Source organism: Citrobacter sp. RHB35-C21 (assembly GCF_013816515.1).
Taxonomy (GTDB): Bacteria; Pseudomonadota; Gammaproteobacteria; order Enterobacterales; family Enterobacteriaceae; genus Citrobacter; species Citrobacter braakii.
Genome location: NZ_CP057147.1, coordinates 2,171,901 through 2,189,825, shown reverse-complemented (window position 1 = coordinate 2,189,825; position 17,925 = coordinate 2,171,901). Strand labels below are relative to the sequence as shown.

Here is a 17,925-nt window from a genome sequence, read left to right as displayed (position 1 = left end):
ATGATAAATCATATGTGTTGAATTTGAAATCACAGAACCTCCCGGAGGAGTAAAAAATGGAACACTTTCCTGCACTGAATGCTGATTGCTTCGATCAGCAGATTGCTGAACGCCTGCAGCTCCAGGAGCCGCCACGCATACTGATCCTGTATGGCTCGGTAAGAGAGCGTTCTTACAGTCGTTTTGCCGCAGAAGAAGCGGGACACCTGCTGACGGCGATGGGAGCGGAAGTAAGACTGTTTAATCCCTCAGGTTTACCCCTGCCGGATGATGCCCCAGATACGCACCCAAAAGTCACCGAGCTGCGCGAGCTAGTCAGATGGTGTGATGGGATGGTGTGGAGTTCCCCGGAGCGGCATGGGGCAATGAGTGCGGTGATGAAGGCACAGATCGACTGGATACCCTTAAGCGAAGGGGCCGTTCGCCCTTCACAGGGAAAAACACTGGCGGTGATGCAGGTCTGCGGCGGGTCGCAGTCTTTTAACGCCGTGAACCAGATGCGTATCCTTGGGCGCTGGATGAGGATGTTCACGATCCCTAACCAGTCCTCAATAGCCAAAGCCTGGCAAGAATTCGATGAGAGCGGGCGAATGAAACCTTCGTCCTGGTATGATCGTATCGTCGATGTCGTCGAGGAGTTGTTTAAAATCACGCTGCTGCTCAAGGGGCAAACCGATTACCTTGCTGATCGCTACAGCGAACGAAAAGAGAGCCATCAGGAGCTTTCATCCCGCGTCAATCAGGCGAAAATATAACGTCCTTTTTTACTGAGCTCAAAAACGTCCGCTTTTTGCTGGGCGTTCAACCGCTGGATGCAACAATGTTAATTCTTTGCTGGCTGCGAACCGATAAGCCAGCTCCTTTTGGAAAATACTGTCTGAGCAATCTGTTCGTATTTTCATTAGAACCACGCAGCCAGGGAGATTGAGGATTACAGAAATAAATTTGGGAAGCCGCCCTTATCATCAGGCTCTTTGCGATACCTTTTCTTTATATTTACATATCCAAAACATCATAAAGTTAAGATTTTTTGGACAAATTAGGGTATGGTTGAAGTTCATCCACTCAAGGAAAAGCCTATGTCAGAACGTAAAGACTCTAAATCACGCCGCAACTATCTTGTCAAATGCACCTGCCCAAACTGTACCCAACAATCTGAACACAGTTTTTCAAGAGTACAAAAAGGTTCTCTTTTAATCTGTCCTCATTGCAATAAAGTATTCCAGACAAACCAAAAAGAAGCAGCCTGAATCCGTTTTAGACTCTATTTCTGGAACAGAATCACCACATCTGTATTTTAAGATTTATCAAGCTACAGATAATAGAAAACCCGCTGGCTGCGGGTTTAGTATTTTCATATTTAAAAATAAAAAATATGGTGATATCTGGGAAAAGCTATCTTCTTGCGTATGTTGTCGTGCAAAGCAAGTGGTTAGACTTTTCGTGCAGCGAACCTACACGTACTCAAAATGGTCAGCATACTTTCTCATGCAAAAGAGAGATGAAATATGCTGACCGTTGCCCTGAATGCCGGATCAGTAACATTTCATCTCTACTGACCCAACAATACATCCATTGCTTCTGTCAGTATGTCTACTCAGGCTTTAGCCTTCTTCGTTATCGCATACAGACAAAAAAAGGATTTACTCTGTAATAACTACATTGCCAGCAACCGGACCTTTAGTACCATTCTCAATGGAGTAAGAGACTTTTTGCCCTTCAAACAAGGTGCGGAAATTATCGCTCTGGATAGCAGAAAAATGTACAAATAAATCTTTACTACCGTCAACAGGAGAAATAAAACCGAATCCCTTATCGGCATTAAACCATTTTACTAAACCATTCATCTTTTTTGACATTTTGTATTCCTTAATTTGGCCTTCCGGCGAACATGGTTTTATTACAGAAACTACTTAGTGCTTAGTGGGGAGACTCAAAGAAGGGATAAATATAAAACACCTGAAATGAGAACTGCTTTAGTAAACTACTTTGTATTTTGTCTGTTCTTCAAACCGACGCGACCATTAACGCACGGGCGTATATAATAATCAATGTTTATTTTAGTTATCCAGATCTCACGATTGCTGAAAAATATTTCTGGCATTATCCAGGGGTATGTGTATAGTGCAACACGTTATTAGCTTTAAGGAATTTTTTTGTCTCGTAAAATGACAGGAATTGTCAAAGCCTTTGACTGCAAGAGCGGTAAAGGCCTTATCTCCCCCTCCGATGGTCGCAAAGATGTACAGCTTCACATTTCAGCCTTAAGTCTCCGTGACTCAGAAGTACTCATCCCCGGATTACGCGTTGAGTTTTGTCGAATAAATGGTCTTCGAGGCCCCTCGGCTGCGAACGTTTATCTCTCATGACCTGTAGCCGCCCCTCCTGACTTCTGGAATCATAAAAGAGAATTTCAAAACAGGGAGAGTTTCATATGTATCAGAAAATCTATCTCAACGACTGGCTGACGGGCCTTAAGAGCTCATGCTGCACGCTGATAGTAACTCTGCTTGTTTTCATCTAACCTGTTAGTTCACCGCATACTGATGGTGCAAATAGACCGGTAAGAGTTGCAATAGCGTTGGCGTATCTGTGTTGCGCCCGTCAAGGTGATATGCTTGCGTCACACCCCAAATGCCTGTGATGCACAAAGGATGAAAGCCAGGGGATTTCCGATCTTGAAGGTTCGCTGAGCGAGAAGCGGGAAATTTCAGGCACAAAAAAACCACCCGTAGGTGGTTTCACGACACTGCTTATTGCTTTGATTATTCTATTCTTTCCCATGGTACCCGGAGTGGGACTTGAACCCACACAGCGCGAACGCCGAGGGATTTTAAATCCCTTGTGTCTACCGATTCCACCATCCGGGCTCGGGAAGAAATTGGAGGCGCGTTCCGGAGTCGAACCGGACTAGACGGATTTGCAATCCGCTACATAACCGCTTTGCTAACGCGCCGAAATCTTCTGGCTTTTCAGCCGACATCCGCTATTGCCGATGTCTTTAATTTGGAGCGGGAAACGAGACTCGAACTCGCGACCCCGACCTTGGCAAGGTCGTGCTCTACCAACTGAGCTATTCCCGCATCACCAAGTAACTTTGTTAATCACTTGATTTTGTTATCGTCTGGCAATCAGTGCTGCCGTTCGATGCGTTGCATTCTACTTACCTGACGCAATGAGTCAACGATATTTTTCACCACTGACGATCGTTTGCTGAAATTTGCGCCGAAACGATCACTGTTCAAGCAAATCTCCCCACGCAGCGCTCAAATACTGGAACATTGACCACAACGTCAGTATCGCGGCAACGAAGAAAAGTGCGATCCCGGCGTACTCTACCCAAATATTTGGACGCCACAGCAGCCATGCGAGCGCGGCCATTTGCGAAGTGGTTTTCACTTTGCCGATCCAGGACACAGCCACACTGCTACGTTTACCCAGTTCAGCCATCCACTCACGCAGCGCAGAGATAATAATTTCACGCGCGATCATCGTGGCGGCAGGAAGCGTTACCCACCAGCTGTGATAGTGCTCGGTCACCAGCACCATCGCGATAGCCACCAGTACCTTATCAGCCACCGGATCGAGGAAGGCGCCAAAACGCGTGCTTTGGTTCCAGCGACGCGCCAGATAGCCGTCAAACCAGTCGGTGACCGCCGCAATACAGAAGATCAGCGCACAAACGAAGGGAGCCCAGGTGAATGGCAGATAAAAAGCCAATACAAAGAATGGGATCAGGATGACGCGAAACAGCGTGAGCAACGTAGGGATATTAAATTGCATATGACGGATAACTATCTGTTGTCAGTAAAATTACCCCTATGTTGCTACAGAGGGCCTAATGTTTCAACGAGTAGAAGATCTTTTCTGCCAGAGCTTGCGAAATACCCGGCACTTTTGCAATTTCTTCAATACTCGCGTTACGAAGCCCTTGCAAACCGCCCATATATTTCAACAACATCTGCCGACGCTTCGGCCCGACACCTTCAATAGTCTCCAGCGTGCTGGTACTTTTCACCTTCGCCCGTTTTTTACGGTGCCCGCTTATTGCATGATCGTGAGATTCATCGCGGATATGCTGGATAACGTGCAATGCAGGCGAATCCGGCGGAAGGCTAAAGCCCTCACCTTCCGGCTCAAAGAACAACGTTTCCAGACCAGCTTTACGATCGGCCCCTTTTGCCACGCCCAACAAAAGCGGGTGCTGTTTGTCCCAGGGAACGTCCAGCTCAGCAAAAACGGCTTTCGCCTGCCCCAGTTGACCTTTCCCGCCGTCGATCAATATGACGTCCGGAATCTTACTTTCTTCAATCGCCTTACCGTAGCGCCGACGGAGAACCTGATTCATTGCCGCATAATCATCACCAGGCGTAATACCCGTGATGTTATAGCGGCGATACTCGGCGCGCAGTGGTCCATTGGCATCGAATACCACGCAGGAGGCTACCGTCTGCTCGCCCATCGTGTGGCTGATATCAAAGCACTCCATGCGTTTCACTGCGGGTAACTTGAGTACTGATGCCAGCGCCGTCAGGCGTTGAGTAATGGTCGACTGCTGGGAAAGTTTTGTGGTTAACGCCACCGCCGCGTTGGTACGCGCCAGCTTCAGATACCGCGCGCGATCGCCTCGCGGTTTCGTCTGAACGTTGATCTTCCGCCCGGCCAGCTCAGACAAAGAGTCTGCCAGCAGGGTTTTATCGCTAAGATTAAAATCGAGCAGGATCTCACCGGGTAAGGTGCGCATCTGACTTCCCTGCAGATAAAACTGTCCGACAAAGGTTTCAACGACCTCGCCGAGTTCTGTTCCACCTGGTACTTTCGGGAAATAGCTACGACTGCCTAACACTTTACCCTGGCGAATAAACAGCACGTGCACACAGGCCATGCCAGCGTCAAACGCCACGCCGATGACGTCCAGATCATCTCCGGTATTAGAGACAAACTGTTTTTCGGTCACGCGGCGTACGGCCTGAATTTGGTCGCGAATGCGGGCAGCCTCTTCAAACTCGAGATTCTGGCTGGCCTTTTCCATCCGGGCGATCAGCTGCGTTAATACCTGATCGTCTTTCCCGGACAGGAACAGACGAACGTAATCAACCTGCTGCGCATACTCTTCCTCACTCACCAGGCCCGCCACACACGGACCGAGGCAGCGGCCAATCTGATATTGCAGACAGGGCCGCGAGCGATTGCGATAAACACTATTTTCGCACTGACGAATAGGGAAGATTTTCTGCAGCAACGCCAGCGTTTCACGAACAGCATAGCCGTTAGGAAACGGTCCAAAGTACTCGCCTTTGGCATGCCTGGCCCCGCGATGCATTGCCAGGCGAGGATGGGTATCGCCGCTGAGGAAAATAAAAGGATAGGATTTATCGTCGCGCAGCAAAACGTTATAACGCGGCTGATACAGCTTGATGTAGTTGTGCTCAAGCAATAACGCCTCGGTTTCGGTGTGCGTTACCGTGACATCAATCTGCTGTATTTGCGCGACCAGTGCTTCGGTCTTACGCGATGCGAGGTTGCTACGGAAGTAGCTGGAAAGCCTTTTTTTCAGGTCTTTCGCTTTCCCGACGTAGATGACCGTCCCGGCGTCATCATACATACGATAAACGCCGGGCTGACTGGTCACGGTTTTCAGGAACGCTTTGGCATCAAACTGATCGGTCACTGGCTTGTTAATGTCTCCGCATTACACAGGCCATGGCGAATTGCCAGGTGAGTCAGCTCAACATCGCCGTGAATGTTTAATTTACTGAACATTCGATAGCGATAGCTGTTCACCGTTTTAGGACTAAGATTCAGTTGCTCTGAGATCTCATTGACCTTCTGACCTTTGGTGATCATCAGCATAATCTGCAACTCACGTTCAGACAAACTGGCAAACGGGGTTTCCGTTTTCTCAGGCTCAATCTGGCTAAGCGCCATCTGCTGAGCGATATCGGAGGCAATATAACGTTGGCCAGAATAAACCGAACGAATCGCACTCACGACCTCCTGGGGCGCAGCCCCCTTACTGAGATAGCCCGCGGCTCCCGCCTGCATGACTTTTGCAGGTAACGGGTTTTCGGTATGGACAGTCAGCATGATCACTTTAATGTCAGCCGTTGAACGCGCAATTTTACGCGTTGCCTCAAGGCCACCAATACCGGGCATATTCATGTCCATCAGCACAACGTCAACGGAATTTGAGCGGCACCATTTTACCGCATCTTCACCGCAGCACGCCTCACCGACAACTTTAATGCCTTTTATATCTTCAAGAATGCGTCGTATCCCTGCGCGCACCAGTTCGTGGTCATCAACAAGAAAAACGTTGATCAAAGGAATATCTCCAGAATAGGGATAACGCTACCGATAGTTAATCGGTCCTATGTTAACGGGTTTTATCTCAACTTTGAAATGTAAAAATCGCCGTCTTTCGATTTTGCTCTCGTTTTTGGAAATTAGAAGGTACGACGAGTGGAAACTTTCTGTTATGGCAACCTTTTACCACGGTTATATCTGCATAGCTGTTTCAGAATAGTGACAAAAAATTCATATTCGTCCGTTGAATGCAAAATAGGCAGCTAAAGTTGTAACAATAATTAACGAGTAAAATACTCGAAATAAACAACAGATGGAGAAAATATATGCAGTGCAACATGTTGTTTATTTTAATGTCCGCGGCTTATGTTTGCGCAGAAAACAACCGCTGATATTTTTAGCCTCGCTTATGGTATACTCCGGCGCCTTAAGATTTGACATCGCACTTTTTCATTGAAACATAACGAGGAAAATAAATGAGTACGCCTGACTTTTCCACTGCTGAGAATAACCAGGAACTGGCCAACGAAGTCACCTGCCTGAAAGCTATGTTAACGCTGATGCTGCAGGCAATGGGCCAAGCCGATGCAGGGCGCGTGATTCTTAAAATGGAAAAACAGATCGCGCTGATTGAAGATCAATCACAGGCTGCGGTATTTTCCAGCACTGTTAAGCAAATTAAACAGGCCTACCGCCAGTAATAAGAACCCGGCTGACAGCGATGCTCTCAGCCGGGTTTGCGTCTGACACTCAGAACGATAATTTACTCAGATCAGCCCGGTTGCCGCGGCATAACAGGCGATCTGCGTTTTGTTGGGTGCATTAAATTTCTTTTGCATATTTTTCTGGTGAAAGTTAACGGTATTTTCAGAAATCGACAGAATTATCGCTATCTCTGAAGAGGTTTTCCCCTCTGCCGTCCATTTCAATATCTCTTTTTCCCGCTTGCTAAAGCGCATCTCTGGCGCCATGACCATGTCATCTTGCAGCCGCGTCAGTACCGACAAGCTTTCCCGCACCAGCAGTTGCATCCTGAGCTCTACCTCATCGTTTGCAAAGCGACTATTACGGACACTCGCACGCGATACCGATAAAAAACCCAACGCCCGATTAGGCAACATTAAGCATTGCGTCATCCCTTTACGTAAACCGTGATTGCGCGCGGCATCCCACAGGGGCTGTGCATCGCGAAATAAGGTATCGTTCCAGGGTAAATGCCCCTGACTGAAGTTTTCAGGCTTCAGCACCGGATCAATAGCGAAATAATTCTCGGACTGATAATGCGCCACCCATGCTTTGGGATAGGTCGTGTGAAGCGACGTTTTTGGTCGGGTAAAAGGTACGGGATGACGAACACAGAGCGCGTAAAAATCGAACTCTAAATGCTGCGTCTGTTGTTGTAATTCATTATAGACATCCTCTGCCGTCGCCATTTCCTGAAAGCGTAACAGCATACTCCGTCGCCAGGTGAAGAAATCATGACCCTGCATACTAAGTGGTAATACCCCTGAGATTGATAATCATCCAAACATATGAAACAAGCTAACACATAAATGTATTTTATATATGCAAATTATCGGACAAATGAACAATTACTTGAGCATTACTCAACGACGGCAGGAAGTAAAAGTATTGGGAGTTAATAATAAAGCAATAATTATAAATAGTTATGCGAACAGCACTCGTCAAAAAACAATTTCGACGAGTGCTGCATGCACTATTTATTGCATCAGAAACTTTTCAAGAAACTGACGGGTTCGCGGTTGCTGCGGATGCGTGAATAAGGATTTAGCTGGCCCCTGCTCCACTATCCGTCCTTGATCCATAAATATCGCCCGATCGGCAACGTCGCGCGCAAAGCTCATTTCATGCGTCACAATCACCATGGTGCGTTTTTCCTGCGCCAGTTGGCGGATGGTATTAAGTACCTCACCAACCAGTTCAGGATCAAGCGCGGAGGTCGGTTCATCAAAAAGAATAACCTCAGGTCGCATCGCCAACGCCCGGGCAATAGCCACGCGCTGCTGCTGCCCGCCGGACAAACGCCGCGGATAGCTGGTTTCTTTACCAGCTAACCCGACTTTCGCCAGCAGTTCGCGCGCTCGGGCTGTCGCTTCGGCTTTCGGTTCGCCTTTAACAATCACCGGACCTTCAATAATGTTTTCCAGCACCGTGCGATGCGGGAACAAATTAAAGTTCTGGAACACAAAGCCCACGTGCTGGCGCAACTGACGAATCAGACCTTTCTGCTGAGTTAACGAACGCGCGGTATCAATGGTAATCTCACCCACCTTAATGGTGCCCGCCTCGGGTTGCTCCAGCAAATTAATACTGCGCAGCAGCGTAGTTTTGCCCGAGCCGCTCGGCCCGATAATCGCCACAACTTCACCGGGTTTGACGTCAAGATCGATCCCATGCAGCACCGTTTGCCCATGGAATTTTTTGACCAGGTTTCTGACTTCGATAGCACTCATTTCGGCTCTCTCTCCTGGCGATTCAGTTGCTCTTCAAAATAGTTTTGCAGTGCAGAAAGCACCGTCGCCATCACCCAATAAATCAACGAGGCTGCCAGATACATCGTGAATACCTCCAGCGTACGCGAGGTAATCAACTGCGCCTGACGGAACAGTTCCGGTACCTGAATAGTCGCGGCCAGAGAGGTGTCCTTCACCAGGCTGATAAAGCTGTTACTCAGCGGTGGGAGCGCAACCCGCGCAGCCTGCGGCAGGATTGCCCGGCGCATGGTTTGCCACCGCGTCATACCTATACTGGCACCCGCTTCCCACTGCCCTTTGTCGATGGAGGAGATTGCCGCACGCAGCGTTTCCGCAGCGTAGGCCGCCGTATTAAGCGATAAGCCAATCATCGCCGCCGGAATAGGATCAAGCTCAATACCAAACTGCGGCAGACCGTAATAGATCATGAACAGCTGGGCAATCAACGGCGTTCCGCGAAAGATAGAGATATAAAAGCGCGCCAGCCAGCGCACAGGCAGCAGCGGCGACAGACGCATCAGCGCCAGGATAAACCCCAGCACGAGGCCAAAGAACATCCCACCGATACTCAGTTGCAGCGTAAACACTGCGCCCTTGAGCAGATACGGCAGAGAATCAATCACCAGTTGGATACTTTCATGCATTAGCGTTTTTCTACCTGGTCGTTACACGTGAGGATGGTAGGCAAACAGCGCAGGTGCCCCACCAGTATGAATAAAGAGAATTGGCCCTTCATCCTTGAAGCGTTTCTGGCTGATGCCATCAATCAGACCCGCCATCGCCTTGCCGGTATACACCGGATCCAACAAAATGCCTTCCAGACGCGCCAGCAGTTTTACCGCCTCCATGCCCTCTTCGTTTGGCGTACCGTAGCCCGGCGCATAATAATCGTCCCATAACAGGATTTCCGCTGAGGCCGTCAGTTCCAGCTCCCGGGCAATATCCTGCTGCAGTGCAACAACTTTGGGCTTTTGATCCGCCACGCTGCGTGAGACGGTCACACCGATGAGTTCGACGTCTGGCATCAATTGCTCCAGGCCCACGGCCAGTCCGGCATGCGTTCCCGCACTGCCCGAGGCCACCACTACGGAAGAGAGCGAAACGGCCCCTTCACACTGTTGGGCAATTTCCAGCGCGCTTTCCACATAGCCCAGCGCACCCAGTGCATTGGACCCCCCAACCGGGATCACATACGGGCGGAACCCTTGCGCTTCAATCCGCGTCGCCAGATCCTGCAGCTGTGCATTCGGGTCGGTCAGCGCATCGCACATTTCAATTTGCGTATTAAACAGGTCCAACAGCAGACGGTTGCCATTGGTGAGATAGTTTTCGGCAGTGGTGCCTATCGGATTTTCCAACAGCGCCACGCAGTGCAGGCCTAGCTTAGCGGCGACCGCCGCCGTCTGGCGAACATGGTTAGACTGAATAGCACCCGCGGTTATCAGCGTATCCGCGCCTTCACGCAGCGCGTCTGCGGCCAGAAACTCCAGCTTACGCAGCTTATTGCCGCCCATAGCCATCGGCGTGACGTCATCGCGTTTAATGAAAATATCGCGCCCGAGGTAATCTGAGAGGCGCGGAAGATATTCGAGTGGCGTTGGCGCGCCAATAAATTCCAGACGTGGAAAGCGCGTTAAATTATGCAGCGGCATACAGCCTCCGGTATTCGTTGTTGTGATGTTCTTTTATTATGCACGTTCAGGCGCAATGAAATAAAAAAAGGCGCTGTTAAAGGCGCCTTTTTTCATCAGATGACGATTATTTCGTCACATCTGCTCCAAACCATTTTTCAGACAGGGCTTTCAGCGAACCGTCTTTCTGCATTTCAGCAATGGCTGCATCCACCGCTTTCAGCAGATCTTCATTGCCTTTACGCAGCGCCACGCCGGACTCCTGGCGGGAGAATGCTTCACCGGTAACGGCCAGCGTATCCTTGGTTTTTTTCACCAGATCCAGCGCGGCCAGACGGTCAACCAGGATGGCGTCGATACGACCTACGCGCAGATCCTGATATTTGGTCGGGTCATCATCATAGGTACGAATATCCACGCCCTGCACGTTCTGGCGCAGCCACTCTTCATAGTTGGTTCCCAGACCCACGCCGACTTTTTTACCTTTCAGATCGGCAGCAGTCTTAATAACGCCTTCATTGCCTTTCTTCACCAGCGCCTGGATACCAGAGACCGTATACGGGGTAGAGAAATCGTATTTTTTCTTACGATCATCAGAGATAGTCACCTGGTTGATGACCACGTCAATGCGTTTGGAATCAAGAGAAGCCAGCATACCGTCCCATTTGGTCGGCTTCAGCGTGGCTTTCACCCCAAGATGCTTGGCCAGTTCCTCGGCAAACTCCACTTCGAAACCGGTCAGCTTGCCGTCATCGCCCTGAAAACTAAACGGGGGATAGGTCCCTTCCAGGCCCACCAGCAGTGTGCCGCGCTCTTTAACTTTATTTAACAGACCTTCATCTGCATAAGTCTTCACACTCATTCCGGCGACAAGTGCAACAGCCATTACACCCATCAGAGCCTGACGTCCCAGAAGTGCTAATTTCATAGTTACCCCGAATATTGTCATTAGTGACTATCATTTATGACTACAGTGTAAAGCGTTTGCCGTGATCCACAAACACGACTCTGTTACACCTTATTCGTTTTTAATATATATCAGAACTGGCTGTCCAGGAGGATTTCTGCATATGTCCCATATGCGTATGGGCTTTAAACTGCTCATACTTACGCAAGGCGATGCGGTAATTGTTGGTGCTGGTTTCCGGTAGCCACGGGGCAAGGTTTTCGTCGAGAAACCCTTCCTGCAGCAGATCGTGAGAGATATTTTGTTCGGTCAGATGATTCCCGAGGCGACGCAGGCGCACAACGTATTCGCGTACCGTGCCGTGACTCATTTCGGTCTGCTCGAATAAAAATTGCTTGAAGCCGATAATGTCAAAAAAGTCGCTCTGCTCTTTGCAGTGCAAATCACCACAAAAACGACACAGCGCCACCCACTCTTTTTTCTCCTGTTCCCACTCTGCTTCATTCAGCAACGTGTCCAGTCGGGCGATGGCGATTTTATTCACAATTTGCCCGCGGCGAACCAGCGTGATCCTGTCGAGCAACTTAAAGCAATGGGCGCAATGCGTCTGGCTGTGTTTGAAATCTTTGAGGTAGCGGCTTAGGGGCCGTCTTTTTGATTGCTGCACCGTCATGAGAACTCCTGGTAGTCAATTCGTAATGCGGCATTGTTCAGGGGTAATGATGTACCCCTATAGCTTACCCAGCTTGGTGCGTAGACGTTTGATGGCCTGACTGTGCAACTGGCTTACCCGTGACTCCCCCACTTCCAGTACCGCGCCAATCTCTTTCAGATTCAGCTCTTCCTGGTAGTACAGCGTTAACACCAGCTTTTCGCGTTCCGGCAACGCTTCGATCGCGTCCATCACGCGCTGGCGGAGGTTACCCTCAAGTAGCTGCTGTAACGGGTTTTCCTGCTGATGTTCTTCCGTCACCAGCTCAATACTATCGCCATGCTCTTCCCGCCACTCGTCGTAGGAGAAGAGTTGGCTATTATTGGTATCAAGCAACATCTGACGATACTCTTGCACAGGAATAGCCAGACGCTCCGCCACTTCGGTTTCCGTCGCGTTACGCCCTAATTCCTGCTCCAGTTGCCCCATCGCCTGTGCCACTTCGCGAGCATTGCGCCGAACGCTACGCGGCACCCAATCCCGGCTACGTAGTTCGTCCAGCATCGCTCCACGAATACGCTGCACTGCGTAAGTGGTAAATGCCGTTCCTTGCAAAGCGTCATATCGGTCGACTGCATTCAATAACCCGATGCCGCCCGCTTGTAGCAGGTCATCCAGTTCTACGCTCGCCGGCAAACGCACCTGAAGGCGCAATGCTTCGTGACGCACCAACGGTACATAACGCTGCCACAGCGAGTGTTTATCCATTACACCTTCAGCGGTATACAGTGAATTCACGATAAACAGCCCTGCGTTAAATGAGTTATCGGCATGATTATCCGTTTCTGCAGGGGGTTCTATCGGAGGAATAAGGCTATAAAAGAAGGGTTATTTGACTTTTGTAATGCTACAAACAGAAGAAAGAAAACAAAAAACCTTTAAAATCAAAAAATTAAATCGTGAAGCATCTGTGAGATACCTCACGATAATATGCTATACCAGCAAAGAGACCAGAGACAAATCATCTCCCATTCTCACATTCTCAATGTAGCGATAAAAGTCCTCTGTCACCGACTTGTTATGTTGGCTTGAAGAGTGGAAACTGTAAATGACATTAATCAGATCATCCAGATTCGCTGTTCCCGTTTCTTTTGCATGGGCCGCCATCAGTAGTTTAATAAAATAATATTCAGCCACAATCATATACAGGCCACGCAGCGGTGTTCCCAAGGTCATATCAGGAAAAGCATTTCCCCAGAATTTGTAAAGTATATAGTTTTTAAGTGCAAACGGTGATTTTCCTATTTCGGGCAGAACAATATTTCTCCACACTTGTTCTATATCGGCTATTTTTTCTTCGAGCATCAGCGTATTGTCCACTGCCAGCACCCGCAGCAGAGAATCAATATACTGCGTTATTACTTTTCCCCCACGAGATAGGCGCTTCGTGCGGAAATAATTTTGCATCAGTACGGTCATTGAGCATTTAATTCGATAGTCGCCAGTAATATCACCCATCACCTCGCCGTTTTGCAGTTGTTGTACCAGTTGCGCATGAACGGATTCAATCTGCCCAATCGTTGATTCATCAACCGTTTCAATTTTTTCCAGGAACAGCAGGAACTTCACCACGGCAAAAAGCGCGGGTTCAACCTCAATATCAGCCCATTCAATTAGGTCCAGACAAAACAAACTCAGTACCTTGTGCACCACCGAAAGCGGTTTCGCGGTATTGGACTTTTGTTGCAACACAAGTCGCTCTTTAAATTTCATCGCATCAGGTTCGCTAAGCAATAACCTGACTACTTCCGGGCATGAAATATTCAGTGACTGGTGTATATCATTTTTATAGCTACGATAAGAACGGGGATAAATAGCGCAGGTTTTACTCAGTGCTTGCCCCCCCAACCGCTTATGTACCATGCACAATTTATCATCACCAAAATATGGACAGTTGCCGGATTCAGGTGAGAATATAATTTTCCCCCAGTTGAGCGAGTCCTTTTTAACCAGCTGGATGCTGTCTTTCGCAATGGTCTGGATTAACATATCCTTATTCGCCAGATATTTTTTTACCGTTGGCTTATCAACTGCGATTTCCCACTCTTTACAGCAATGGTCACGACAATCGCTACCCACACAATTGAACGCCGCGACAAAGGCAGGTTCAGTAATTAAAATTTCTTTCATTACGTTTGCTCCGGTAAAAAAATCAAGGTGACTTTCGCCACCTTGATTGTACTGACTGATTTGTAAAACTATCGTCAGATTAACGCAGTAAAGAGAGCACGTTTTGCGTGGTCTGGTTAGCTTGGGCCAGCACGGAGGTACCCGCCTGCTGAAGGATCTGTGCACGAGACATGTTAGACACTTCAGTCGCGTAATCAGAGTCCTCAATACGGCTACGAGCAGCAGAAAGGTTATTGACTGTATTACCCAGGTTGGTGATCGCAGATTCAAAACGGTTCTGTACCGCACCCAGTGAGCTACGCTGTTTGTCAACCTCAGCCAGTGCCTTATCAATAGCATCAAGTGGGTTTGCCGTGCTGCCATTTTTCATAGTTTTAGCATCAAGGTTTGCACCATCAAGGGTAAATGTTGCTTTACCAGTAGCTATGGTTGCATCAGCTGGATTCAATGCAATATATACTGTCTGTGCTTTACCTTCTTCAAGCGTCAATCCATTCTTCGCAGCAGCGTCTACATCAGCTTTGGTTAATGAGTTTTTGAACGAAATTTCAGCAAACAAGTTACCATTTTTATCTACAACAGCTTTTGCACCTGGCGCATTAATATTCGCAACATCAACACCCGTAGCTGTTGCAATCTGAGCAGCTGTAACCCCTGCAACTTCAGTATCATTTACTCCGGTTGTTTTGCCCCATACATTCTGATAATCGGCAGCAACCATATTCCCCGGGGTACCGTTTGGACCAGAGACGTTAAAGCCAGCCAGTTTCAATGTACTCGCTGTAACTTCGCTCAGTTTGATATCAATGGTTTCGTTATCATTAGCACCAACCTGAATTGAAAGAGTTTGGTTTTTCGACAGAACATTTGTACCGTTAAACTGGGTTTGAGCAGATACGCGGTCGATTTCAGCCAGACGCTGTTTGATTTCATCCTGGATGGACGACAGGTCAGAACTGGAGTTGGTGCCGTTCTGAGACTGCACGGTCAGTTCACGTACACGTTGCAGGTTGTTATTGATTTCGTTCAGAGCACCTTCAGTGGTCTGCGCGATAGAGATGCCATCGTTAGCGTTACGGGAAGCCTGAGTCAGACCCTTGATGTTAGCGGTGAAACGGTTTGCAATCGCCTGACCAGCAGCATCGTCTTTCGCGCTGTTGATACGCAGACCAGAGGACAGACGCTCGATAGCGGAGCCCAGAGCGGACTGAGATTTGTTCAGGTTGTTTTGGGTCAACAGCGACAGGCTGTTTGTATTGATGACTTGTGCCATGATCTTTTCCTTATCAATTACAACTTGATGTTATTGGGCTGTTGCCCACGGTTTCTCACCGTAACCCATGTATCGGCACCTTAATTTCGAACTTTAGAAAATTTTTACTTTCTGTCGTTTTTTTTCTTAGCCCGCGAAATACCCTCTATATGCACCACTATTCCGCGCATTATTTTGACAAAACTATCATTAAACTTTGCGCGCAGATTGCCGATAACCCGCTTAACAATTGTTTGCAATTACAAGGAATCGGGCATGGCTTCATTTACATCATTAGGCGTAGGCTCAGGCTTACCACTGGACACATTGCTAAACAACCTGACTATTGCTGAGAAAAAACGTTTAAATCCAATCACTCAGCAACAGAGCGATAATAACGCACGCCTGACGGCTTACGGTACGCTGAAGAGTGCGCTGGAAAAATTCCAGACGGCCAATACCGCGTTAAATAAACCAGAACTGTTCAGAAGCAGTAATGTGACCAGCAGTAGCGAAGATCTGAAAGTTACCACCGAAGCCGGCGCGGCACCGGGTATTTATACCATCAGCGTCACGCAACTGGCACAGGCACAGTCTCTGAGCACCTCATCGGTTGCTTCCAGCAAAGAGGCGCTGGGTGATGGTTCCGCCACGCGTACCATTAAAATTGAGCAGCCGGGTCGTAAAGAGCCGCTGGAGATTAAACTCTCCCAAGACAAAACCACGCTGGACGATATCAGTAAGGCGATCAACGATTCCGATAGCGGTATCTCCGCCAGTATCGTGAAGGTGAAAGACGGCGAGTTCAAACTGGTGCTGACCGCAGCCGAAGGTATGGACAGCAAGATGACCATCTCTGTTGACGGCGACAGCAAGCTTAACGATCTGCTGGCTTACGACAGCACGACCGGCACCGGAAAAATGACTGAGTTGGTTAAAGCGCAAAACGCACAGCTCACTATGAACGGGATCCCAATTGAACGTCAGAGTAACAAAGTCACCGATGCGCCGCAGGGTGTTACGCTGGAGCTGACCAAAAAAGTCACTGATGTCCGAGTAACCGTGACCAAAAGCAATGACAAAGCCACTGAAGCGATTAAAGGCTGGGTTGATGCCTATAACTCGCTTATCGATACCTTTAATTCGCTGACCAAATATAAAGCCGTAGACGCAGGTGCGGAAGGTCAGGACAAAGATAACGGCGCGCTGGTCGGTGATAGCGTAGTGCGTACCATTCAGACCGGTATTCGCGCCCAGTTTGCCAACTCAGGTAGCGAAGGAGCCTTTAAAACCCTGAATGAAATCGGCATAAAGCAAGATGGTACAACCGGCAAGATGACCATCGATAATACCAAACTGAAAAAAGCACTGGACGAAAACACCGCCTCTGTTCGCGAACTGCTGGCTGGCGACGGTAAAGATACCGGTATTACCACCAAGATTGCCACTGAAGTGAAAAGCTACCTGGCTGATGACGGCATTATCGACAGCGCACAAGACAGCATTAACGCCACGCTGAAAAAACTGACCAAACAGTACCTGTCCGTCAGTGCCAGTATCGACGACATGGTTGCGCGTTACACCGCCCAGTTTACCCAACTGGATAGCATGATGAGCAAGCTGAATAACACTAGTAACTATCTGGGCCAGCAATTTACGGCGATGAATAAATCCTGATAACACGAGGTAAGCATGTATACCGCGAGCGGTACCAAAGCCTATGCACAGGTCGGCATAGAGAGTGGCGTAATGAGCGCAAATCCGCATCAGCTGATTGAAATGTTGTTTGATGGCGCGAACAGCGCCCTGGTGCGCGCTCGCCTGTTTATGCAACAGGGTGATATCGTCGCCAAAGGTGAGGCGTTAGGTAAAGCCATTAATATTATCGACAATGGCCTAAAGGCAGGACTTGATCAAGAGAATGGCGGCGAAATCGCCACCAATCTGTCTTCACTGTACGACTATATGATTCGCCGTTTACTGCAAGCTAACTTGCGTAATGATTGTCAGGCCATTGAAGAAGTCGAAGGGTTACTCGGCAACATTGCAGATGCCTGGAAACAGATCTCACCAAAAGCATCTTCCCAGGAGTCTCGTTAATGACCTCAGCCGTGGAGTTTATCAACCGTTGGCAGCGCATCGCGCTGCTCAGTCACTCACTGCTGGAACTGGCGCAGCGCGGTGAATGGGACCTTTTACTGGAACAGGAAGTTACCTATCTGCAAAGTATTGAAGTGGTCATGGAAGAGCAAACTCCACCAGGCATTACGCGAAGTATTCAGGATTTAGTGGCCGGGTACATTAAACAGACGCTGGATAACGAACAACTGCTCAAAACATTGTTGCAGCAGCGTCTGGATGAACTCAGCAATCTCATCGGTCAGTCGACGCGCCAAAAGACGCTAAATAACGCTTATGGCCGTCTTTCCGGCATGCTGTTAGTTCCCGACGCCCCCACTGCCCCACAATAATTTCCCGTCTCGTCTGAATAA

The 17,925-nt window shown here is 48.7% G+C and carries 20 protein-coding genes, 3 tRNA genes and 1 pseudogene; 7 read left to right on the top strand and 17 right to left on the bottom strand.

The window, feature by feature from the left end; all coding sequences use genetic code 11:
- Positions 1 to 56: 56 nt before the first annotated feature.
- On the top strand, positions 57 to 755 hold the full coding sequence (arsH, locus tag HVZ39_RS10605; protein WP_181630446.1) for an arsenical resistance protein ArsH: 699 nt from the start codon (positions 57 to 59) through the stop codon (positions 753 to 755).
- Positions 756 to 813: 58 nt separating this feature from the next.
- Here the strand turns inward: arsH and HVZ39_RS26420 are convergent.
- Positions 814 to 948 (bottom strand): annotated as a pseudogene (locus tag HVZ39_RS26420) (IS30 family transposase); the annotation flags it as partial.
- A gap of 131 nt (positions 949 to 1,079) precedes the next feature.
- Here HVZ39_RS26420 and HVZ39_RS10600 point away from each other — a divergent pair.
- Positions 1,080 to 1,250, top strand: coding sequence for a YnfU family zinc-binding protein (locus HVZ39_RS10600; RefSeq protein ID WP_162835200.1), 171 nt, complete (start codon positions 1,080 to 1,082; stop codon positions 1,248 to 1,250).
- A gap of 393 nt (positions 1,251 to 1,643) precedes the next feature.
- On the opposite strand, the gene cspA is transcribed toward HVZ39_RS10600, so the two are convergent.
- On the bottom strand, positions 1,644 to 1,859 hold the full coding sequence (gene cspA / locus HVZ39_RS10595) for an RNA chaperone/antiterminator CspA (protein ID WP_016153470.1): 216 nt from the start codon (positions 1,857 to 1,859) through the stop codon (positions 1,644 to 1,646).
- 297 nt (positions 1,860 to 2,156) lie between these two features.
- Here cspA and cspH point away from each other — a divergent pair, with 297 nt between their 5' ends.
- Entirely contained in the window at positions 2,157 to 2,369 is a 213-nt protein-coding gene (gene cspH, locus HVZ39_RS10590; RefSeq protein WP_049040548.1) for a cold shock-like protein CspH, read from the top strand.
- A gap of 414 nt (positions 2,370 to 2,783) precedes the next feature.
- Here the strand turns inward: cspH and HVZ39_RS10585 are convergent.
- From HVZ39_RS10585 to uvrY, 6 genes are all read right to left on the bottom strand, one after another.
- A tRNA-Leu gene (locus HVZ39_RS10585) sits at positions 2,784 to 2,870 on the bottom strand.
- A gap of 12 nt (positions 2,871 to 2,882) precedes the next feature.
- Positions 2,883 to 2,956, bottom strand: a tRNA-Cys gene (locus HVZ39_RS10580).
- Positions 2,957 to 3,007: 51 nt separating this feature from the next.
- Positions 3,008 to 3,083: transfer RNA gene (locus HVZ39_RS10575), tRNA-Gly, on the bottom strand.
- A gap of 151 nt (positions 3,084 to 3,234) precedes the next feature.
- Complete coding sequence (gene pgsA, locus HVZ39_RS10570; protein ID WP_016153472.1) at positions 3,235 to 3,783, bottom strand: CDP-diacylglycerol--glycerol-3-phosphate 3-phosphatidyltransferase; 549 nt, start codon at positions 3,781 to 3,783, stop codon at positions 3,235 to 3,237.
- 55 nt (positions 3,784 to 3,838) lie between these two features.
- Positions 3,839 to 5,671: an excinuclease ABC subunit UvrC gene (gene uvrC / locus HVZ39_RS10565; protein WP_046274973.1), complete on the bottom strand. Its 1,833-nt coding sequence runs from the start codon at positions 5,669 to 5,671 to the stop codon at positions 3,839 to 3,841.
- Positions 5,668 to 6,324, bottom strand: a complete 657-nt coding sequence (uvrY, locus tag HVZ39_RS10560; protein ID WP_006684079.1) for a UvrY/SirA/GacA family response regulator transcription factor — start codon at positions 6,322 to 6,324, stop codon at positions 5,668 to 5,670. The genes uvrC and uvrY overlap by 4 nt, the downstream gene beginning before the upstream one ends.
- Before the next feature lie 458 nt (positions 6,325 to 6,782).
- On the opposite strand from uvrY, the gene HVZ39_RS10555 reads away from it, so the two are divergent.
- On the top strand, positions 6,783 to 7,007 hold the full coding sequence (locus HVZ39_RS10555; RefSeq protein ID WP_016153474.1) for a DUF2594 family protein: 225 nt from the start codon (positions 6,783 to 6,785) through the stop codon (positions 7,005 to 7,007).
- A gap of 66 nt (positions 7,008 to 7,073) precedes the next feature.
- On the opposite strand, the gene sdiA is transcribed toward HVZ39_RS10555, so the two are convergent.
- The 9 genes from sdiA to HVZ39_RS10510 all read right to left on the bottom strand — a co-directional run bounded on the left by sdiA (position 7,074) and on the right by HVZ39_RS10510 (position 15,454).
- The gene (gene sdiA / locus HVZ39_RS10550) at positions 7,074 to 7,796 is read right to left on the bottom strand and encodes a transcriptional regulator SdiA (protein ID WP_016156833.1); all 723 of its coding nucleotides are present in this window, start codon (positions 7,794 to 7,796) and stop codon (positions 7,074 to 7,076) included.
- A gap of 231 nt (positions 7,797 to 8,027) precedes the next feature.
- On the bottom strand, positions 8,028 to 8,780 hold the full coding sequence (gene tcyN, locus HVZ39_RS10545; protein ID WP_003030477.1) for an L-cystine ABC transporter ATP-binding protein TcyN: 753 nt from the start codon (positions 8,778 to 8,780) through the stop codon (positions 8,028 to 8,030).
- Positions 8,777 to 9,445, bottom strand: coding sequence for a cystine ABC transporter permease (gene tcyL, locus HVZ39_RS10540; RefSeq protein WP_003030474.1), 669 nt, complete (start codon positions 9,443 to 9,445; stop codon positions 8,777 to 8,779). Before tcyL ends, tcyN begins: the two co-directional genes overlap by 4 nt.
- Before the next feature lie 21 nt (positions 9,446 to 9,466).
- Entirely contained in the window at positions 9,467 to 10,453 is a 987-nt protein-coding gene (gene dcyD / locus HVZ39_RS10535; protein ID WP_047358000.1) for a D-cysteine desulfhydrase, read from the bottom strand.
- A gap of 106 nt (positions 10,454 to 10,559) precedes the next feature.
- Positions 10,560 to 11,360 carry a cystine ABC transporter substrate-binding protein gene (tcyJ, locus tag HVZ39_RS10530; RefSeq protein ID WP_016156835.1) on the bottom strand — a complete coding sequence of 267 codons (801 nt, stop codon included), beginning with the start codon at positions 11,358 to 11,360 and terminating at the stop codon, positions 10,560 to 10,562.
- Positions 11,361 to 11,460: 100 nt separating this feature from the next.
- Positions 11,461 to 12,012 (bottom strand): flagella biosynthesis regulatory protein FliZ, encoded by a 552-nt coding sequence (fliZ, locus tag HVZ39_RS10525; RefSeq protein WP_016153478.1) that lies wholly within the window; start codon positions 12,010 to 12,012, stop codon positions 11,461 to 11,463.
- Between the two features lie 57 nt (positions 12,013 to 12,069).
- Positions 12,070 to 12,789, bottom strand: a complete 720-nt coding sequence (gene fliA, locus HVZ39_RS10520) for an RNA polymerase sigma factor FliA (RefSeq protein WP_016153479.1) — start codon at positions 12,787 to 12,789, stop codon at positions 12,070 to 12,072.
- 195 nt (positions 12,790 to 12,984) lie between these two features.
- A complete protein-coding gene (gene fliB, locus HVZ39_RS10515; RefSeq protein ID WP_153646346.1) occupies positions 12,985 to 14,181 on the bottom strand; it encodes a flagellin lysine-N-methylase in 1,197 nt (398 codons plus the stop codon).
- A gap of 79 nt (positions 14,182 to 14,260) precedes the next feature.
- Positions 14,261 to 15,454 (bottom strand): FliC/FljB family flagellin, encoded by a 1,194-nt coding sequence (locus tag HVZ39_RS10510; protein ID WP_103283939.1) that lies wholly within the window; start codon positions 15,452 to 15,454, stop codon positions 14,261 to 14,263.
- Between the two features lie 255 nt (positions 15,455 to 15,709).
- Here HVZ39_RS10510 and fliD point away from each other — a divergent pair, with 255 nt between their 5' ends.
- From fliD to fliT, 3 genes are read left to right on the top strand one after another with little or no spacing between them, the layout of a single operon-like run.
- Positions 15,710 to 17,110, top strand: a complete 1,401-nt coding sequence (gene fliD, locus HVZ39_RS10505; RefSeq protein ID WP_153646347.1) for a flagellar filament capping protein FliD — start codon at positions 15,710 to 15,712, stop codon at positions 17,108 to 17,110.
- 15 nt (positions 17,111 to 17,125) lie between these two features.
- On the top strand, positions 17,126 to 17,533 hold the full coding sequence (gene fliS / locus HVZ39_RS10500; RefSeq protein ID WP_103283941.1) for a flagellar export chaperone FliS: 408 nt from the start codon (positions 17,126 to 17,128) through the stop codon (positions 17,531 to 17,533).
- Positions 17,533 to 17,904 carry a flagella biosynthesis regulatory protein FliT gene (gene fliT, locus HVZ39_RS10495; protein ID WP_003030458.1) on the top strand — a complete coding sequence of 124 codons (372 nt, stop codon included), beginning with the start codon at positions 17,533 to 17,535 and terminating at the stop codon, positions 17,902 to 17,904. The genes fliS and fliT overlap by 1 nt, the downstream gene beginning before the upstream one ends.
- Positions 17,905 to 17,925: the final 21 nt, after the last annotated feature.

Bases quoted from the DNA above. Each gene is read 5' to 3' on its own strand.
- arsH (WP_181630446.1), top strand. From the start codon at position 57: ATGGAACACTTTCCTGCACTGAATGCTGATTGCTTCGATCAGCAGATT.
- HVZ39_RS10600 (WP_162835200.1), top strand. From the start codon at position 1,080: ATGTCAGAACGTAAAGACTCTAAATCACGCCGCAACTATCTTGTCAAA.
- cspA (WP_016153470.1), bottom strand. From the start codon at position 1,859: ATGTCAAAAAAGATGAATGGTTTAGTAAAATGGTTTAATGCCGATAAG.
- pgsA (WP_016153472.1), bottom strand. From the start codon at position 3,783: ATGCAATTTAATATCCCTACGTTGCTCACGCTGTTTCGCGTCATCCTG.
- HVZ39_RS10555 (WP_016153474.1), top strand. From the start codon at position 6,783: ATGAGTACGCCTGACTTTTCCACTGCTGAGAATAACCAGGAACTGGCC.
- sdiA (WP_016156833.1), bottom strand. From the start codon at position 7,796: ATGCAGGGTCATGATTTCTTCACCTGGCGACGGAGTATGCTGTTACGC.
- tcyN (WP_003030477.1), bottom strand. From the start codon at position 8,780: ATGAGTGCTATCGAAGTCAGAAACCTGGTCAAAAAATTCCATGGGCAA.
- tcyL (WP_003030474.1), bottom strand. From the start codon at position 9,445: ATGCATGAAAGTATCCAACTGGTGATTGATTCTCTGCCGTATCTGCTC.
- dcyD (WP_047358000.1), bottom strand. From the start codon at position 10,453: ATGCCGCTGCATAATTTAACGCGCTTTCCACGTCTGGAATTTATTGGC.
- tcyJ (WP_016156835.1), bottom strand. From the start codon at position 11,360: ATGAAATTAGCACTTCTGGGACGTCAGGCTCTGATGGGTGTAATGGCT.
- fliZ (WP_016153478.1), bottom strand. From the start codon at position 12,012: ATGACGGTGCAGCAATCAAAAAGACGGCCCCTAAGCCGCTACCTCAAA.
- fliB (WP_153646346.1), bottom strand. From the start codon at position 14,181: ATGAAAGAAATTTTAATTACTGAACCTGCCTTTGTCGCGGCGTTCAAT.
- HVZ39_RS10510 (WP_103283939.1), bottom strand. From the start codon at position 15,454: ATGGCACAAGTCATCAATACAAACAGCCTGTCGCTGTTGACCCAAAAC.
- fliD (WP_153646347.1), top strand. From the start codon at position 15,710: ATGGCTTCATTTACATCATTAGGCGTAGGCTCAGGCTTACCACTGGAC.
- fliS (WP_103283941.1), top strand. From the start codon at position 17,126: ATGTATACCGCGAGCGGTACCAAAGCCTATGCACAGGTCGGCATAGAG.
- fliT (WP_003030458.1), top strand. From the start codon at position 17,533: ATGACCTCAGCCGTGGAGTTTATCAACCGTTGGCAGCGCATCGCGCTG.